The 16,738-nt window shown below is 61.8% G+C and carries 14 protein-coding genes; 5 read left to right on the top strand and 9 right to left on the bottom strand.

What is annotated here, in order from left to right:
* Positions 1–287 precede the first annotated feature (287 nt).
* The 5 genes from KVT32_RS15720 to KVT32_RS15700 all read left to right on the top strand — a co-directional run bounded on the left by KVT32_RS15720 (position 288) and on the right by KVT32_RS15700 (position 7,147).
* A complete protein-coding gene (locus KVT32_RS15720) occupies positions 288–953 on the top strand; it encodes a response regulator transcription factor (protein WP_056323669.1) in 666 nt (221 codons plus the stop codon).
* 183 nt (positions 954–1,136) lie between these two features.
* Positions 1,137–4,316 (top strand): toxin VasX, encoded by a 3,180-nt coding sequence (locus tag KVT32_RS15715; RefSeq protein ID WP_217618483.1) that lies wholly within the window; start codon positions 1,137–1,139, stop codon positions 4,314–4,316.
* Positions 4,316–5,212 (top strand): hypothetical protein, encoded by an 897-nt coding sequence (locus KVT32_RS15710; RefSeq protein WP_152384969.1) that lies wholly within the window; start codon positions 4,316–4,318, stop codon positions 5,210–5,212. Before KVT32_RS15715 ends, KVT32_RS15710 begins: the two co-directional genes overlap by 1 nt.
* Positions 5,213–5,329: 117 nt before the next feature.
* On the top strand, positions 5,330–6,229 hold the full coding sequence (locus tag KVT32_RS15705; RefSeq protein WP_152384968.1) for a hypothetical protein: 900 nt from the start codon (positions 5,330–5,332) through the stop codon (positions 6,227–6,229).
* Positions 6,230–6,247: 18 nt separating this feature from the next.
* Positions 6,248–7,147: a hypothetical protein gene (locus KVT32_RS15700; protein ID WP_217618482.1), complete on the top strand. Its 900-nt coding sequence runs from the start codon at positions 6,248–6,250 to the stop codon at positions 7,145–7,147.
* Positions 7,148–7,227: 80 nt separating this feature from the next.
* On the opposite strand, the gene KVT32_RS15695 is transcribed toward KVT32_RS15700, so the two are convergent.
* Genes KVT32_RS15695 through gmd form a run of 9 tightly spaced genes read right to left on the bottom strand, consistent with a single transcriptional unit; the run spans position 7,228 to position 16,737 of the window.
* Positions 7,228–8,499 (bottom strand): glycosyltransferase WbuB, encoded by a 1,272-nt coding sequence (locus KVT32_RS15695; RefSeq protein ID WP_217618481.1) that lies wholly within the window; start codon positions 8,497–8,499, stop codon positions 7,228–7,230.
* Positions 8,496–9,056 (bottom strand): putative colanic acid biosynthesis acetyltransferase, encoded by a 561-nt coding sequence (locus KVT32_RS15690; protein ID WP_056323682.1) that lies wholly within the window; start codon positions 9,054–9,056, stop codon positions 8,496–8,498. Before KVT32_RS15690 ends, KVT32_RS15695 begins: the two co-directional genes overlap by 4 nt.
* The gene (locus tag KVT32_RS15685) at positions 9,053–9,940 is read right to left on the bottom strand and encodes a glycosyltransferase family 2 protein (RefSeq protein WP_152384965.1); all 888 of its coding nucleotides are present in this window, start codon (positions 9,938–9,940) and stop codon (positions 9,053–9,055) included. Before KVT32_RS15685 ends, KVT32_RS15690 begins: the two co-directional genes overlap by 4 nt.
* 13 nt (positions 9,941–9,953) lie before the next feature.
* Positions 9,954–11,084: a glycosyltransferase gene (locus tag KVT32_RS15680; protein WP_142054415.1), complete on the bottom strand. Its 1,131-nt coding sequence runs from the start codon at positions 11,082–11,084 to the stop codon at positions 9,954–9,956.
* A complete protein-coding gene (locus KVT32_RS15675) occupies positions 11,077–12,369 on the bottom strand; it encodes an O-antigen ligase (protein WP_152384964.1) in 1,293 nt (430 codons plus the stop codon). Before KVT32_RS15675 ends, KVT32_RS15680 begins: the two co-directional genes overlap by 8 nt.
* Before the next feature lie 26 nt (positions 12,370–12,395).
* The gene (locus KVT32_RS15670; RefSeq protein ID WP_226846353.1) at positions 12,396–13,313 is read right to left on the bottom strand and encodes a glycosyltransferase family 2 protein; all 918 of its coding nucleotides are present in this window, start codon (positions 13,311–13,313) and stop codon (positions 12,396–12,398) included.
* A gap of 5 nt (positions 13,314–13,318) precedes the next feature.
* On the bottom strand, positions 13,319–14,623 hold the full coding sequence (locus KVT32_RS15665) for a lipopolysaccharide biosynthesis protein (protein WP_223576223.1): 1,305 nt from the start codon (positions 14,621–14,623) through the stop codon (positions 13,319–13,321).
* Positions 14,624–14,667: 44 nt separating this feature from the next.
* Positions 14,668–15,621, bottom strand: coding sequence for a GDP-L-fucose synthase (locus KVT32_RS15660; RefSeq protein ID WP_056323700.1), 954 nt, complete (start codon positions 15,619–15,621; stop codon positions 14,668–14,670).
* 6 nt (positions 15,622–15,627) lie between these two features.
* The gene (gene gmd, locus KVT32_RS15655; protein WP_056323703.1) at positions 15,628–16,737 is read right to left on the bottom strand and encodes a GDP-mannose 4,6-dehydratase; all 1,110 of its coding nucleotides are present in this window, start codon (positions 16,735–16,737) and stop codon (positions 15,628–15,630) included.
* Position 16,738: the final 1 nt, after the last annotated feature.

Genomic DNA, 16,738 nt, shown 5'->3' with positions numbered 1-16,738 from the left:
CAATACGGCTAAGGCATAGAAAGCAGGTGTTCACGTCGCTGTCGCCTCGCTTTCCGCCACCAATCATCCTCCTGAACGAGATTCAGCGAACGTAGCCGCTGATAGCATGAGTTGTGTCCGCAAGCATGGATTGATAGGGCGAATCACTTAGTGTCGCCACTGCAATCCCAAGGCTGCGGGCAGGATTCCCCTGAACCTGGCGACGCGCGTGAACCCGCGCATTGCGCGGCGTCGCGCCAGCGTCATGGGAACCGTAATGGGCCATGCGTCACAAGGTTCTTCCCGGGATGACAACCGTACTGATCGAAGACTACGCTCTGCTTCGTGTCGCAATTCAGCATGTGCTGGAACGTGTGCGCAACGCCGACGATATCCTGGCCATCTCGCCAGCCCACCTCCTTAATATGTCCAGCTCGATCAACAAGCCAGTGGAGTTGCTAGTGATCGGTTGCAGCGGCACCGCGGAAGAGGACATCGGCCTTCTATCGCAGGCCATGGCCTTTTTCATGCCCAGGCTGGTGCTGGTGCTGTATTCAGCGCTGGACCAGAGCGTGATGGCCGCGTGTGCGCGCGCCGGGGTCGCGGGCTATCTGCCCAAGGCTTCCAGCCCCGATGCGCTGGCCGCGGCAGTCAGCCTGGTGATTGCGGGCGGCGAATGCTACCCGCAACCCGCCGGCCGGCCGCCCAGCACTGCGCACGCTTCCGTGCAAGAGCTGCGCGAACTCACGCAGCGGCAGGAGGAAATCCTGCAGTTGCTCGTGCAAGGCAAGACCATGCGCGAGATCGGCCAGCAGGTCGGCATCTCGGTCGCCACTGTCAAGAGCCACGCGCGCACGCTCTATTGGAAGCTGAACGCACGCAACCAGGCCGAGGCCGCGTACATCGCGGTGCAGATGGGACTGGTGCGCAGCTCGAATGGGCAGCCTGCGCCGGCCAAAGGCGACGCGAGCTGAAACGAGGAAGTGAGTCAGGGCCTGTGCGGGTGGCGCTGCCGCCCGCACAGGCCCTGGCTTTTTTGCGCGCCTGACAGTTGTCGCAATAGAAGCTGACGAATTTCAAAATCGTACTTGTCTGATACCCAAGCCTGGGCAGGCGTGCCGTAATGGGCGCGCGCAGGCTGGGCACGCATTGGTGGTGTGGAAAGCCTGTGGTTTCCGGGAGCCCGACATTCCTATCCAGTCCGATTTCGCTTCGCATTTGCCATCGACGACAAGTCCTTCGACGTCGTCGTGTACACCTTGCGGGAAGGTCTGTCCAAGGCCTTCGTGTTGCCTGTGGGCCATGAGGCCCCCGCTATGACAACGCCCCTCAAGAAAGCGCTGAGTCCCGACCGCCCTAATGAAAAACAACTGGGCAAGGCCATCTCACCGCCATCGTGTCAGCGGTGTGTGCCCATCTACCCTTTGCGCTACGGCGTTGCTGAGCGCACCTGGAATGAAGGCGTGTTTCCCACGCTCAGCGCTGAGGGCTATCCCACGCTGGCGGCTGGCAAGGCGTACGGTTTGCGCGTGCTGCGTCCAGGCACCTACGTTTACCTCTGCTACTTCCAGAACGGCCGGATGTGGACGCAGCACTATCAAGTCACCGACGACATGCGATTTGCGCGCATCTGGTGGACTTCTGCAGACGAAGACGATGCCATCCCCGGGCGGCTCGCTCGCCCCGAAACGGTCAGCGCCAAACCTTATCTATCTGCCCCAGCGACCCAAGAAGCAGACGTCGTCTACCTGCTGACCAGCGAAACGATGCTGACCCATGCCAGGCTCTGGAGCATCGAGAACGATACGGGCGGCATCCGCTCCAGGTTGGCGACAAGGGTCAGGCCCGCTGGTGGTGTTGAGCAACCCCATGTGTTCAACATCGCGTTGCTAGCCTACGCGACGCCGGAACTGCGACGACCCGACTTGAGTGGCAGGTCGGGGTACTACACGTGGAGCGAGATATCAGCGCCGGAGTCGTTCCCCACCTACGAAACCGTCATCCCGGGCGCTTACGTCGAGCTTGTTCCGATCAAGGATATCGTTCCTCTGGCGGTCGTGCTGCACGACCCGATCGGCGTCATGAGTGAACTGGCGCATCTTGTCGCAGTTGCGGCGGCAGATCGGCAAGCTTATGAAATCGATAACAATCACGCTTACACAAGCGCCACCGTCATAAAGCAGTACTTGCAGAGCGTTCAAAAGCGTGCGACTCCAGAAGCCTATGCCAAAAGGCGAGATCTGGTTCGCTTTGACGCGAACGATGACGCGGACCGCTTCCATGGCAATGCTGTTCCATACATGCGCTCGTATGAACAGACAGTCAGGCGGAAACAGGCCGACATTGACACACTGGTGAAGGACCTTGAAGGCTGGATCAGGACTGGCGGCAGCGCCATCGCCAAGGATTGGCAGGATGGATGGTTTGGCAAGGCGCTGTCCTGTTTTGACTTGGGTGCAAAAAAGAATGCACAGGACTACGAGCGCGTTGTTGCACACTGCGTGGGTAACCTGACTCACAGCGAAAGTGGTCGATCGACGTACCGGAGTTTGTTGCTGGCCCCACCAGAAAGAAGTCCTGTCTGGTTGGCGCTAGCGCACGGCATCCCTGAGTTGCACGCCGATTTCGCCAACCCTGCGCCGCTGAAGAACGTGCTGGATGTTGGGATTGCGGCCTTTGCGCCCATCTTTCAACTGAACGTCTCCTATCCAGCGACCCAGTCCTCAGATGTACTTGTAAGCCAGATGCTTTCTGAGCTTGGTGATACGCGTTTGCCCGAGGCCACAGCCAGCAGCATCGTCCGGCGATTACGCCTGTACGCAGAAGTCCGCGTTGGCAACACCATTGTCACGTACCGCGTGTCTAGCGCCGAGGCGAATTTCCAATACTCCCAGTTCCACGGTGAACGAAGCATGAACACCGAACAACTAAGGAAGTGGGGTATTACCGTCAAGCAGCCATTGCGCAATCAGCCAGCGACGGTGCTCCTTTACGAAACCGTGCGCATCGGTGATCAAGCAACCCGTATTTCATCTGCCCAACCGTCTGTGCACAATCCGCAGCCGTTCCAACTTGAAGGAAATGTGTTCAAGCGGATGCTGGATCAGGTTCGTCAAAGTAAAGCCTACGGCGCCGCGCAGACTGGAATCGTGCGGGGGGAATATGGGTTCACAGGCCTGGCCGCCATTTCCGCCATCATGGCACTTCGGTCGTCGATCAAAGATCTCGCGAACGGGAAGATTGATCGATCAGTTTCTGGGTTCGCCAACGGGGCTAGCGCGTTGGCGGCAGTATCAGCCGTAATTAGCTCGGGCTCTTTCGTCAAGGCCGACGTGCTCCAACTACATGCGTTGGCCAAAGGCGAATCACTTGCCGCAGCTCGAAAGGCCGTTCTGCCTGCTCGAACATTAGCTGCGAAAGCTGGCGCCTTGACTGCTGCATTAGGAGCCATCGCGGACGGGGTTCGTGCCTCACACGCGCTCACAACTCAACAAAACTCCGAGGCTGGCCGACTATATCTCGCGTCCGCTGGGTTTGGAGCGTTGGCGGCTGCAGGGTTGTTCTTGGGTGCCGCAGGCGTCTTCCTTGGCGTGGTCGGCCCAGTCGGCTGGCTGGTGCTGGCCTTCATTGCCACTGTAGGAGTGATTTACTTCAGCATCCAGGCCGCTCTCGCCAAATTTCAGCCTGACGAAGTCTGGTTGGCACACAGCTATTGGAGTCGGGGCGGGCGAGCATATCGTTATAAATCTCTAGACGAGGAACTTACCGCATTTCACGGTGCGGTTTACGGCGTCCGCGCGGTAGCAAATTGGGAAACTCCCTCGATGTCGGTGCGCGATATTGCAATCCGCAGCATTCCTATTTACGGACTCTGGCAAGACAGCGTTGCTCTACAGCGCGTTGTCGGCAAGGAAGGCATAGGAACTCTTTCGCTGTCTATAGTCCTCCCTGGCTACCCCTCTTTAGGCGAAGAATCGCCGCCTACACAACACGCCGATGTTTTCCAATACACGCTCAAAGCGATGCGGAATGGCCAAATCCTAAATATGGTGCGGGGCCCACTCGCTGTGGCACCGGGGTACCAATTCCCTTTTGACGCGGAATGCATAGTCAGTGGTAAGGACTTCATTCGAGAGGGTACTCGCCAGTTGAGTTGGCAGATAACGATGCGTGAAGATACGGAGGTCATGCTGGACTACTGTTATCGGCCAGACATTTTGAACCAGCCCAGTCTCGCGTTGTTCCCACAGCAGGAGCCGCTCATCTTCACGCGCGGTACGTGGCTCACAGATCCCATTGACGAAAAATTGGTCGCTCCAGTCCAGGAGCCCAAATAATGCGGACTGCTAAAAAAATGGGGCAGTCCCGCCCATCGTTCGATGAGATCCAGAGCAAGTGGCGGCTGTTTCGCTTCGCGAGCACGTTGTTGCCAGCGCTGCCCGATACGCAGGAACCCGCTGCCATCGTAGCAACACGGTTGAACGACCATTGCGTCGAGGTCGTTTCCAATACGTTGCAGACTGAAGGCGCGGGATTTTTACTTCGACCTTTCACCTTCTTTGGACTGCTTTCATTTTTTTTGGCAGTGATCGGTGTATTCGGTGGCTGGTCTGCAGGTGTGCTCATACTTTCACTCGGTCTACCTTGCATGGGGCTTATATGGTTCTTTTTGCCATGCCTTTTGGCGCCACGTTATCGATACCGTTGTTCGAAAGTACGTTTTGACCGCCGTAGCCGTCGCGTCTACTACGTTCCATATCCTGAGGAAAGCTCGGATGCAATATGGGAACTCGAGTGGGATCGGCTTCAGGGCATCAGCTGGTCCACAGGTCAAGCGCAAGCGTATCTTTACCTTGTGGGCTATACGTGCAACCTGCCTGAGTCTCAATTGGTCAAGATACCCATAATGTTTAATGAGAAAATTTTCGCAAGCCACATATGGGCTTGGCTTCACGGTTTTATGGACAAGGTCGAAGCCTTGCCCGCACCCAAAATTATCGCGTTCCCTCAAAATTCGCGTGATGTGCTGATGCGCTACGGTGGTCGTTGGATCACATGGTCCCTCACCACAAAGAAGGGACGGCTATGGTTGCCTTTGATGATCTGGGTGGATTTGGTGGTTCTGCTGATGTTCATGCCCGTCCTGGCATTGCCGCAACTGATCGTTCTTCTGTATCCGGAGATCCGATTCCCGAAAGAGAACGATCGACATTGTGGTTTTTCTACGGATTGAATATGAATGGCAGGTAAGGGCGACGAATCGCATGCTGTCCCGCGACCGCCAACGCCTGCAAAAACCCGGCCCACGCCATTTCAAGTGTTTCCCATCCCTCGCCCAGAAGCCTGAGTAATGCAAGCCACCAAGCACGCCCGACAGCCGCGCCCGTCGTTTAGAAAGATCCAGGAAAAGTGGCGGCTATTTCGCTTCGCAAGTACGTTATTGCCTTTGGATCCTGCCGCTCACGAAGTACCAGCTATCGAAGCAACGCGTTTAAATGAAAATTGCATCGAAGTGGTTTCCGATACGCTACAAGGGGAACTTGAGGGAGTGGGTCTTCGACTGCTCACTTTATTCGGGCTAGTTGTTTTTTATATTGCATTAATCGCGGGCGTCGACGATGGGTTTGGACTGATTTGGGTGCCTATTCTAGGTCTGCCGATCCTAGGGCTTTTGGGGTTTTGCCTTCCGCGCGTGTTGCTGCTGCGATATAAATACCGATCTTCGAAAGTACGTTTTGACCGCCGTTCCCGGCGCGTGTACTACGTCCCTTATCCAGAGGAAAGCTTGGACGCAATATGGGAACTGGATTGGGACCAGTTGCAGGGCATTGATTGGACAACAGGTAGATCGCAACCGTATCTCTACCTTGTTGGTTATACCTGCAACTTGCCGGAGCCTCAGTTGGTGAAGATACCCGTAATGTATAACGGTGAGATTTGGGCGAGCCATATCTGGGCTTGGCTTCATCGTTTCATGGATAACGTTGAAGCCCTACCTCCACCAAAGATCATCACGCTTCCTGAAAGGCCGAGTGATGTGCTGATGCGTTATGGGGGCCGCTGGATCAAATGGTCCCTGACTACAAAGCAGGGGCGGCGATGGTTGCCTTTGATGATCTGGGTTGATCTCGCGGTTCTGCTGTTGTACATGCCGTCATGGAGCTTGCCGCAACTGATTGTTCTTCTGTATCCGGAGATCGAATTTCCGGAAGAGAACAGTCGACATTGTGGTTTTTCAACGGGTAAATAAAAAGAATGCATCAAAGTAATGCGAACCACCAAACAATTTCGGCAGCCGCGCCCATCGTTTAGTGAAATTCAGAACAAGTGGCGACTGTTTCGTTTCGCAAGTACTTTGCTGCCATTGCGGCTCGATATGCATGAGACCGCCGCCATCGAAGCAACACGATTCAATGACAATTGCATCGAAGTGGTTTCCGATACCTTGCAAAATGACCATGAGGGGGTGATCCTTCAGGCATTTACTTTCTCAGGGCTTTTTTCGTTGCTGTTTGCGGTGATGGGGGGCTTTGGCGGCTGGTCTGTAGGCGTTTTAATTTTTTCTCTCGGCCTGCCCGGCTTGGGAGTTGTGTTGTTTTTCCTTTCTTGTGTCTTGAGGCCGCGCTATCGATACCGATGTTCGAAAGTACGTTTCGATCGCCGTAGCCGTCGTGTTTATTACTTCCCGTATCCCGAGGAAAGCTTGGACGCGATATGGGAACTTGATTGGGATCGGCTCCAGGGCATTAGGTGGATGACGGGGCGAGCGCAATCGTATCTTTACCTGGTGGGCTACACCTGCAATCTGCCCGAGCCGAAACTGGTAAAGATACCCATAATGGCGAATCACGAATTTTTCGCAAGCCATATTTGGGCATGGCTTCAGCGTTTCATGGCCGGGCAGGTTGGAGGCTTGCCCGCACCAAAAATCATCAATCTTCCTCAAAAGCCGAGCGATGTGCTGATGCGTTACGGGGGGCGCTTGGTCATGTGGTCCATCACCACAAGGAAAGGGCGACGATTTTTGCCTCTAATGATCTGGGTTGATCTCGCGATTCTGCTGCTATACCTGCCATCCCGGGCCTTGCCGCAACTGATCATTCTCCAGTATCCGGAGATCCAATTTCCGGAAGAGAACAATCGACATTGTGGTTTTTCAACGGGCTAAGCAAAACGCGCGGGGCAAGTCGCTCTCCATGCCGCCCCGCACCCGCCAACACCTGCGCCAATTCCCTCACACCCCCCCCTTCAAACATCCCCCTCACTCGCTCGCGTTCCCGCCGGCGTCGCGCGGCCCTTGTTTTTCGCAATTGCCATGAACTCCCGCTCCGCCGCGCCCAGCACCGCATCCACATGCAGGTGCGCCATCGCATACTGACGTGCGGCGGCGCCCAGGGTTTCGCGGATCTGTGCGTTGTAGCTGAGTTTGCGCACGGCTTCGGCCATCGCTGCGGCGTCTTCGGGCGGGGTCAGCAGGCCGCAGCGCGACACCACGTTGGCGAGCTCGGTGCCGCGCGCCGCGCCGCAGACGACGGGGCGGCCGGTGGCCAGCATGCCGGTCAGTTTGGACGGCATGACCAGGTCAGCCGCGCCGGCGCGTTGCGGCAGCAGGTGGATGTCGGCCGTACCCAGAAGCGCGCCCAGGCGTTCTGCCGGTTGCAAGTCCAGGAAGATGACGCGCGTCAGGCCGCGGCACTTTTCCTCCAGCGCCGCGCGCTCGGGGCCCTGGCCGCAGAACAGGAACCACAGGCGGTCTTCGCGGTTCAGGCGGCGTGCCACGTCGGCGAGGATCTGCAGGCCCTGCTTGCCGCCCATGTTGCCCGAATACAGCGCGACGATGGCGTTGTCCGGAATGCCGAGCTGCGCGCGATAGTCGCCGCCTTCGGCCAAGGGCGTGATGGCATTGACGTCGATCCAGTTGGGCAGCAGCACGGCGCGGGCGGGGTCGATGCCTTTGGAAAGCGCCAGGTCCAGCATGCGGTTAGAAATCGTGGACACGCGGTCAAACCTGCACATCAGCCAGCGTTCGGCGCGCTTGACCATCGAGCGCAGGACGCCGCCCTTGAGCAGCCCGAGTTCGAACGCCGCGTCGACTTCGAAGTCCTGGATGTGCAGCCAGGCGCGGGCGCCGGTCAGGCGGGCGGTCAGCCAGGCGGCCGGGGCGCAGAAGAGGGCGGGTTCGACGACCAGGATGATGTCCGGCCGCCGCATTGCCGCGCGCAGCAGCGACGGCAGGCTGGACAGCGCAAAGCTGGCCAGATGCACCAGCCGCTTGGCGCCGCCCGGTCTTTCGGGGACCCACAAGGGCGCGCGCCGCACGGTCACGCCCCGGCGCGTTTCCTTGGTGTAGCGTGTGCCGCGGTAGCCGTCGTGGACCCGCCATTGCGGGTAGTAGGGCGGGGCGGTGACCACGCCGACCTCGTGTCCGCGCGCCGCCAGCCACTCGGCCAGTTCGGCAGTGTATTTGCCAGTGCCGGTCAGTTCGGGCGCGTAGTTGATGCCATAGATGAGTATTTTCATGTTGGCGTGGCGGTGCGTGGCCGGATGGGGCGGCACGGGTTGCCGTGGCAAACCATCGCGGCGGGCATGTTGCGAAACACCGAGCTGCGCGCGCCGATCACGGCCTCACGTCCGATGGTCACGCCCGGACCGACGAATACGTCCGTGGCCACCCATGCGCCGTCTTCGACACGCACGGCGCGTTCGCGCAGCGGAAAGTCGGGCCGGCCGGCATCGTGATCGGCTGCGCACAGATAGCTGCGCTGCGACACCACGGCGTGCGCGCCGATGTGGATGGGGCCCAGGCTGTAGATCACGGCGTCGTCGCCGATCCAGGCGTAGTCGCCGATTTCCACTTTCCAGGGGTACGTCACCGTGGCCGTGGGCCGGATCAGCACCTTGTGCCCGACGCGCGCGCCGAAGCGGCGCAGCAGCCAGCGGCGAAAGCCGTAGGCTACCTGCGGCGACCAGCGGAACAGGGTGCCCTGCACCATCCACCACAACTGCACGGTCAGCGCCGACCGTCCGCGCTGACCCGGCGCCAGCGCGAACTGGTCCAGGCGTTGCAAGGTGCTCATTTGGCCGCTCCCGCAACGGCATCGCGCCGCGATGCGGCCTCGCTGGCCTGGCGCGCCTTCTGGATCTCTTCGGTCTTGATGCGGATCTGCCAGTAATACATGGCGCGCGCGACCGCATAGTCGTAGCCGGCCTTTCCATCCAGGAATCCCAGTTTGAAGACATAGGAGTGCAGGAACGAGATCGGCGCCTTGAATGGCATGGCCTGGAAGATGCGCTTGAGCAACGCGCGGCCGCCGACGTTGGCCTCTCGCGGATCGTTCATCAGGCCCTTGGTGCGCAGGTTCGCTTCCCAGTCCGAATAGCGGTTGTGCTTGTCGAAGTAGTGATACAGCGAGTCGTGGTCGTTGTGCACCATGCGCTGGCGCAGCGCAAAGGTCTCGCCCTGGACCTGCGGCTGGTAGTGACCCTCGACCTCCCACATGTTGGCCACGTCCAGGTCGTCGTAGTCCAGAAAGCGCGAGCGGTCGCGCGCCAGGAGCGCCAGCTTGTACACGCGATGGCCATGTTCCAGCTTCTTGCCGCAGAACACGTAGTCGAAGGGCACGAAAGCGCCGCCAGCCCCCGCGGCAAAGCGCGGCAGGACCTCGCGGATCTCGGCGGCCAGGCCCGGCGTCATTTCTTCGTCTGCGTCCACGTACAGCACGACGGGGTGCGTAAAGGGAAGCTGCTCCAGGCACCACTGCTTTTTCTTCGGATACTTGCCGTCCCACTGGAAATTCGAAACACGCGCGCCCATCGCCGTGGCGATCGAGCAGGTCGCGTCCGTACTGTTGGAGTCCACGACGAAGACTTCGTCGAACTCCACCAGCGCCTTCAGGCACTTCGCGATGTTGCGTTCCTCGTTCTTGGTCATCACCACGACGGATACCGGTATCTTCTGCATGATGCTGTCCTGTTCAGGGCGTTCCGCGCTGCATGAGCGGGCGGAAGAGATCGATGACGTTGCGGCAGTGCCGCTCGAGGGAAAAGGCGTCCGCGCGCTCGGGGCCCTGGGCCGCAAGCTTCTCGCGCATCTCGCCGTCGTAGGCCAGTCGACGCACCGCCTCGGCCAGCGCCTCGGCGTCGCCTACCGGCACCAGCAGCCCGTAGCGGCCGGCATCCAGGATCTCGGCGGGGCCGTGCGGGCAGTCGGTGGAGATGACGGGCACGCCCAGGCACAGGGCCTCGACCAGCACGTTGCCGAAGCTCTCGCGCACGGAGGTGAGCGCGAAGGCGCCGGCGCCGGCAATGACCGGAAACGGATTGTCGATGTGGCCGGCCAGCGTGACCTGCGTGCGGGACGGCCGGTCGTCGATGCGCTTTTGCAGGGCGGCGTGCTCGGAGCCTTCGCCCAGGATCGTGAACGCAATGCGCGGGTCGTCGAGCAGCGCGGCCGCGTCGATCAGCGTGGCGTAGTCCTTGACGGCTTCGAGCCGGCCCACGGCCACCACGTGATAGGGCGAGTCGCCGCCATCGGCCGTCTTCGGCTGGGCGCCCTGGCGCCGCACGTTGTCCAGCGGCACGCCGTTGTAGATGGTGTGCACCTTGCCGCGCAGCGGCGGAAACATGCTGACCAGGTCTTCCTTCACGCCGCGCGACACGCCGACCACCGCATCGTGCCGCCGATAGGTCTGGCTGACCAGCCAGCACTTCAGGCGGCGCATCTTGGAGGCGCCGTAGTGGATGGCCGGGCTGCTGTGTTCGAAGGCCACCGTGCGGAAGTTACCGCGCAGGATCTTTCTGGCCAGCACGACCAGCATGTTGCACAAAAGGCCGTGCGAGCAGACGATGGCGGGCTTTTCGCGGCGTATGTGCTGCAGCAGCTTGAAGAACGCCACGGGCAGCGCCAGCCGCAGCTTGGTGGGAGACTCGATGATCGGAAATGCGCGGGTGACCTTGGGATTGGCGATGGGATACTCGCGGTTGCGCGAGCGCAGCAGGAACAGGGCGGAGTCCACCCCCTGTTCCGGCAACGCATCCACAATGAAGGCGACGCATCTTCCGACGCCGCCATGCAAGTCCGGTGCGACAAACAAGACATCAGACATGGGGTATTACTCGCGTGGGTGGCGCCCGGCGCACGATATCCGGGCGGGGGCTGGGAGCGGGAGATTCTTGGCGAGGCACGGGCATGATCTGGGCATTTCGCATCAGCGAAAGGCAGTAACACAGCAGAAAGCCGGTAAACGCGGTCTTGGGCGCATAGGCCAGGCCGCCGGACATCGAGTCGATGAAGATGTAGATGGGCGCGGTGGCGAGCAGGTATCGCCGGTGCATCTCCAGCCCGGGATGGGCGTAGCGCCGAAAAAGCGAGAACAGCAGGATGAGCAGCGGCGGCAGCATGATCATGATCGTGCCGACCACCCCGAATTTCATCAGGTAGAACGCCCAGGAGTTGTGCGCGAACGTGCTGAGTTCAAAGCCGTTCTCGCCCATCACCCAGCTGCGAAAGCCCGCACCCTTGCCAAAGACGGGGCTTTCGGCAAAGAACTGCATCTGGCCTTCCATTTCCTGCACCCGCGCGCCGTAGCTGGAGTCTTCGTCCAGGCGCTCGACGCTGAAGATGCGCTGGGTCAGCACGTCCAGGTACCCGATGCTGGCAAAGATCAGCACGCCGGCCACGGCGGCCGGCGCGAAGATCATGACGGCGCGGCGGCGGATGTCGGCATTGCCTGCCAGCAGCACGGCGATGACCACGGAAATGGCAAGCTGCAGGTATTGGCTGCGGTTCAGCGAGAACACCAGCGCCATCACCATGTACAGCGTCAGCGCATAGGCTTTGGGGCCCGACACGTTCAGCGTGCGCCTGAAGTACAGCAACGACACCACGCCCATCGGAATCGCCCAGACGCCCAGGCGCACGTTGCGCAGCGGATTGGCGACGCTGAAGCCGGTCGCCTGTTCCAGCAGCATCAGCGTGGCGACCGCCAGGCTGGCCGCCACGATGTATTTCTGCAGGATGGCATAGGCGTGGGGACTGTCGATGTCCTTGTAGCAAAGGAACGGCGTGCACAGAAAATAGAAGACGATGCGCAGATCGCGCGCCACGTCGCCGGTCTCGATCCCGGGATGGTGGGCCGAGACCAGCAGCAGGTAGATCACCGAGATGGCCTGGATGCCGAGCAACACGCCCAGCGCGCCGCGTGGCAGCGCGTAGGCGCGCGGGTCGGCCAGGCGCAGCGCCTTGACCCCCAGCATGGCCACGAACAGCAGATCGAAGGGCGACAGCTTGAAGCTGCCCACCCCCACGATGAACTTGTCGTCGTTCAGCGCCAGCGCGGTGAAGACGAACAGGCCCAGGAGATGCAGGGTGGAAAGGCGGCGCGTGGTCATTGCGGTTCCGTATCAGTGAGGGCCGCCTAGTGCGCGGCCCAGTCGTCCCGGCCGAAGATCTTGGTGGTCAGCTTTTCCAGCAGGTAGGTCAGGTCGCCCTGCCGGGCATGCGCGGCCACCTTCGAGGCGCGGCAGGACAGCTCGAACAGCTTTCCCAACCCCGGCTCGGTCCGGCGGATGCGGCTGACGATCTGTTCGCGCTCTTCAAGCAGCACGTCCTGCATTAGGGCGGTCTTGGTCTCGTCGTGGGCGGTGTACACGCCCAGCGCGTCGGGAACGATCAGGTTCTTGCCCTCGCGCAGCAGCCGGCTCCACAGTTCGAGGTCCATGCAGTACCGCATGCTTTCCTGCAGCAGGCCGTACTTGCGCAGCAGGTCGCGCCGGAAGATGGCGGACTGGTTCGGGATGGAGGCCTTTACCACCGTCAGCGTGCCTCGGTTGACGGGCGTGTAGTGGATCTTGCGGAAGATGCGGTTGTCGGCATCCGCCACGAAGAGGTTGCCGCTGACGATCGGCGCGCGGCCCTTGGCCGCGGCGGCCCCCAGTTTGCGCAGCGCGCCCGGGAAGTACAGGTCGTCCGAGTTCTGCCAGCCGACGTAGTCGCCCGTGGCGCGTTCGAACCCCTTGTTGATCGCGTGCGACTGGCCCCGGTCCGGGGTGCTTTCCCAATAAGACAGGTAGCGCTCGTATTTCTTGATGATGTCCACGCTGCCGTCGGTGGAGCCGCCGTCGATGATGATGTATTCCAGCCGCGGATACCCCTGGTTCAGCACGGACAGGATGGTGCGCTCCAGGAACTTGGCCTGGTTGAACGAGGGCGTCACGATCGTCACCTTGGGCAGCAGCCCGCTGGCGATGGGCGCCGGCGGACGAAGCTCGCGGACGAAGTCGATGAGCTGGCGTGAATACTCGTTATGGCGCTTGCGCATGTAGGACCTCAGCATGTTGGTTATCGGGTGGCCGCAGGCATGGCGCCCGGAAAGTCGGGGCGGGATTGACGGATGGCGAGGGCCACGCCGGCCAGCGTGATCGCCGCATAGGCCATGCGGCCCCAGGCTGCGGCGTGTTCCCCCGCCACGTGAACCAGTCCCGCCATGACGCACAGCATCGCCAGGCCGCCCAGTCCGTTCAGGATTGCGACAGCGCGGGAATTGCCGAGCCCCAGGAGGGAGAAGTGCGCCGCGGCGTTCAGGGACAACAGGCCCGACGCCACGATCAGCAACTGGAAGGTGCCCAGATGGCCGCTGGCGACGTTCTCGCCCAGCAGCACGTTCAGAAGCGGCTTGCTGACCGCCAGCACGGCCAGCGTGGCGCTGGCGGACAGCGCCAGGTTCCACAGCATCATGCGGCGGATTTCGCGTTCCGCGGCGCCGGGGTAGGGCGGCGAGACGGACAGGCGTGTCACGCGCGGCATCGCCTTCTGGAAGATGGCGACGGACGCCGTATGGATGATCTGGCCGACCTGCACGCCGACGGTGTAGATCGCCAGCGCCGCTGGTCCCATCAGGCTGCCGACCAGCACCCGGTCGACCGAGCCGAAAGCCAGCGCGCTCAGGCTGTTCAGCCACGACCAGCGCGAGAAGCGGAAGGCGGCCATCATGGCGCCGCGGTCGCGCACGGGCCGCACGATGAATCGGTCATAGGCGCGCGAGAACACGCGCATCTTGACGCTGCCCGCGATGAGCAGGCCCAGCGCCTGCGCCAAGCCGGTCCAGGTGGGCGAGGCGGTGTACCAGGCGGCCGCGCACGCCAGCGCCATCGTGCCGGTGCGGCTGAAGACCTCGCACAGCGCGGTGGCGCGAAAGTCCTCGCGTCCCTTCAGGCAGCCGGAAAAGAGCTGGTCATACTGCTGCGTGAGGTAGATGGCCAGGGCGGGCATGGCCAGCATCGTGACGGCCACGCCGCCAAACGTGGCGTCCGGCCAGCCCAGCCCCACGACGCCCCACAGCAGCACGGCGGCCAAGGTGACGACGGCCAGCGCACAGCCGATCAGCGACATGCTGACGCCGGCCGCGCGATAGGCGCCGCCGGGCTCGTGCATGCTCTCGGAGACCAGCTTGGTCGCGGTCACCGCCGCGCCCAGGTTCGCCGCGTTGCCGAACCCGGCCAGCGCGATGATCATGGAATATTGGCCGAAGCCGACCGTGCCGAGCTGGCGAAAGAGGATCGGCAGCGCCACCAGCGCCGCGACGGGACCGATGCCGTATTCCACCAGCCCCCAGAAGGAAGCATTGCCGGCGATGTGTTTCTTCACGAATCCAAGCATCGGTAACCCTGTCTGTCATGCTGGCGCGGCCGTCAGGCGACCGGCAGCGCCTGTTGCGTGCGCTCGCGCAGGAAATGGCCATAGGCCAGCGTGATGCCGTGCGTCAGGGAGATTTCCGGCCGCCAGCCCAGCGCCTGCACGCGCGACGAGTCCATCAGCTTGCGCGGCGTGCCGTCGGGCTTGGAGGTGTCGTAGACGATCTTGCCCTCGTAGCCGATCACGCGCGCCACCAGCCGCGCCAGGTCCGCAATGGAGATGTCTTGGCCGGCGCCGATGTTGTAGATGCCCTCGGCGTCCGGATGCTCCATCAGCATGACGCTGGCCTGCGCCAGGTCGTCCACATACAGAAACTCGCGCAGCGGCGCCCCGGTGCCCCAGATCGTCACGCTTTCCGCGCCGGCCTCGCGGCCCTCGTGGAATTTGCGGATCAGGGCAGGCAGCACGTGGCTGCTGTGCAGGTCGTAGTTGTCGTGCGGGCCGTACAGGTTGGTCGGCATGGCGCAGATGAAGCGCGCGCCGAACTCGCGCTGGTAGGCCTCGCACAGCTTCAGGCCGGCGATCTTGGCGATGGCGTAGGGCTCGTTGGTGGATTCCAGCGGACCGGTCAGCAGCGCGTCCTCGCGGATGGGCTGGGGCGCCTCGCGCGGATAGATGCATGACGAACCCAGGAACAGCAGCTTGCGTACCCCGGCCGCATACGCGGCGCGGATCACGTTGCACTGGATCATCAGGTTCTTGTACAGAAAGTCCACCGGATGCGTCTGGTTGGCCAGGATGCCGCCCACCTTGGCGGCGGCCAGGTACACCACATCGACCGGCGTGGTCGAAAAGAAGCGGTGCACCTGGTTCTGGTTTTCCAGGTCCAGTTCGGCGCGGCTGCGGGTCAGCACGTTCTCGTAGCCGCGCCGATGCAGTTCGCGGGTGATCGCCGCGCCCACCATCCCGCGGTGGCCGGCGACGAACACGCGTTGGTCCAGGTTCGTCATGGCGGGCTACTCCTTGTACGCGTAGATTTCGTAGCCGTTCTGTTCGACCAGCGCATCGCGCCGCGCTTCCTTCAGGTCGCTCTCGACCATTTCCTTGACGAGCTGCGCGAACGAGGTGCGGGGCGTCCAGCCGAGCTTCTCGCGGGCCTTGGTGGGATCGCCCAGCAGGGTTTCGACCTCGGTCGGACGGAAGTAGCGCGGATCGACGCGCACGATCACCTGGCCCGCCTTGACGTCGTGCACCGGCGAGAACAGCACGGTCGCCGTCTCTTCCAGGCCTTCGCCTTCCCACGCCAGCAGAATGCCCAGCTCGCGCGCCGCGGTGTTGATGAACTCGCGCACGCTGTACTGCATGCCGGTCGCGATGACGTAGTCCTCGGGCGTGTCCTGTTGCAGCATCAGCCACTGCATCTCGACGTAGTCGCGGGCGTGGCCCCAGTCGCGCAGCGCGGACAGGTTGCCCAGGTACAGGCATTCCTGCAGCCCCAGCACGATGCGCGCGAGGCCGCGGGTGATCTTGCGCGTCACGAACGTTTCGCCGCGCTTGGGCGATTCGTGGTTGAACAGGATGCCGTTGCAGGCGTACATGCCATAGGCTTCGCGGTAGTTGACGCTGATCCAGTAGGCGTACAGCTTGGCGGCGGCGTAGGGGCTGCGCGGATAGAAGGGGGTGGTTTCCTTCTGCGGCGTTTCCTGCACCAGGCCGTAAAGCTCGGACGTGGACGCCTGGTAGAAGCGCGTCTTGTTTTCCAGCTTCAGGATGCGGATCGCTTCCAAGAGGCGCAGGGTGCCCAGGCCGTCGGCGTTGGCCGTGTATTCCGGTTCCTCGAACGAGACGCCCACGTGGCTTTGCGCGGCCAGGTTGTAGATCTCGTCGGGCTGCACCGACTGGACGATGCGGATGAGGCTGCACGAATCCGTCATGTCGCCGTGATGCAGCACGAAATTACGGGGCTGGTCGTGCGGATCTTGGTACAGGTGGTCGATCCGCGCGGTATTGAACAGCGAAGCGCGCCGCTTGATGCCGTGGACCTCATAGCCCTTGGCCAGCAGAAGCTCCGCCAGATAGGCCCCGTCTTGGCCAGTTACGCCGGTAATCAGTGCCCGTTTTGGCATG

The sequence above is a fragment of the Achromobacter sp. GbtcB20 genome (assembly GCF_019091095.1).
GTDB classification, from domain to species: Bacteria; Pseudomonadota; Gammaproteobacteria; order Burkholderiales; family Burkholderiaceae_B; genus Achromobacter; species Achromobacter mucicolens.
This window is presented reverse-complemented; position numbering and strand designations above follow the sequence as displayed.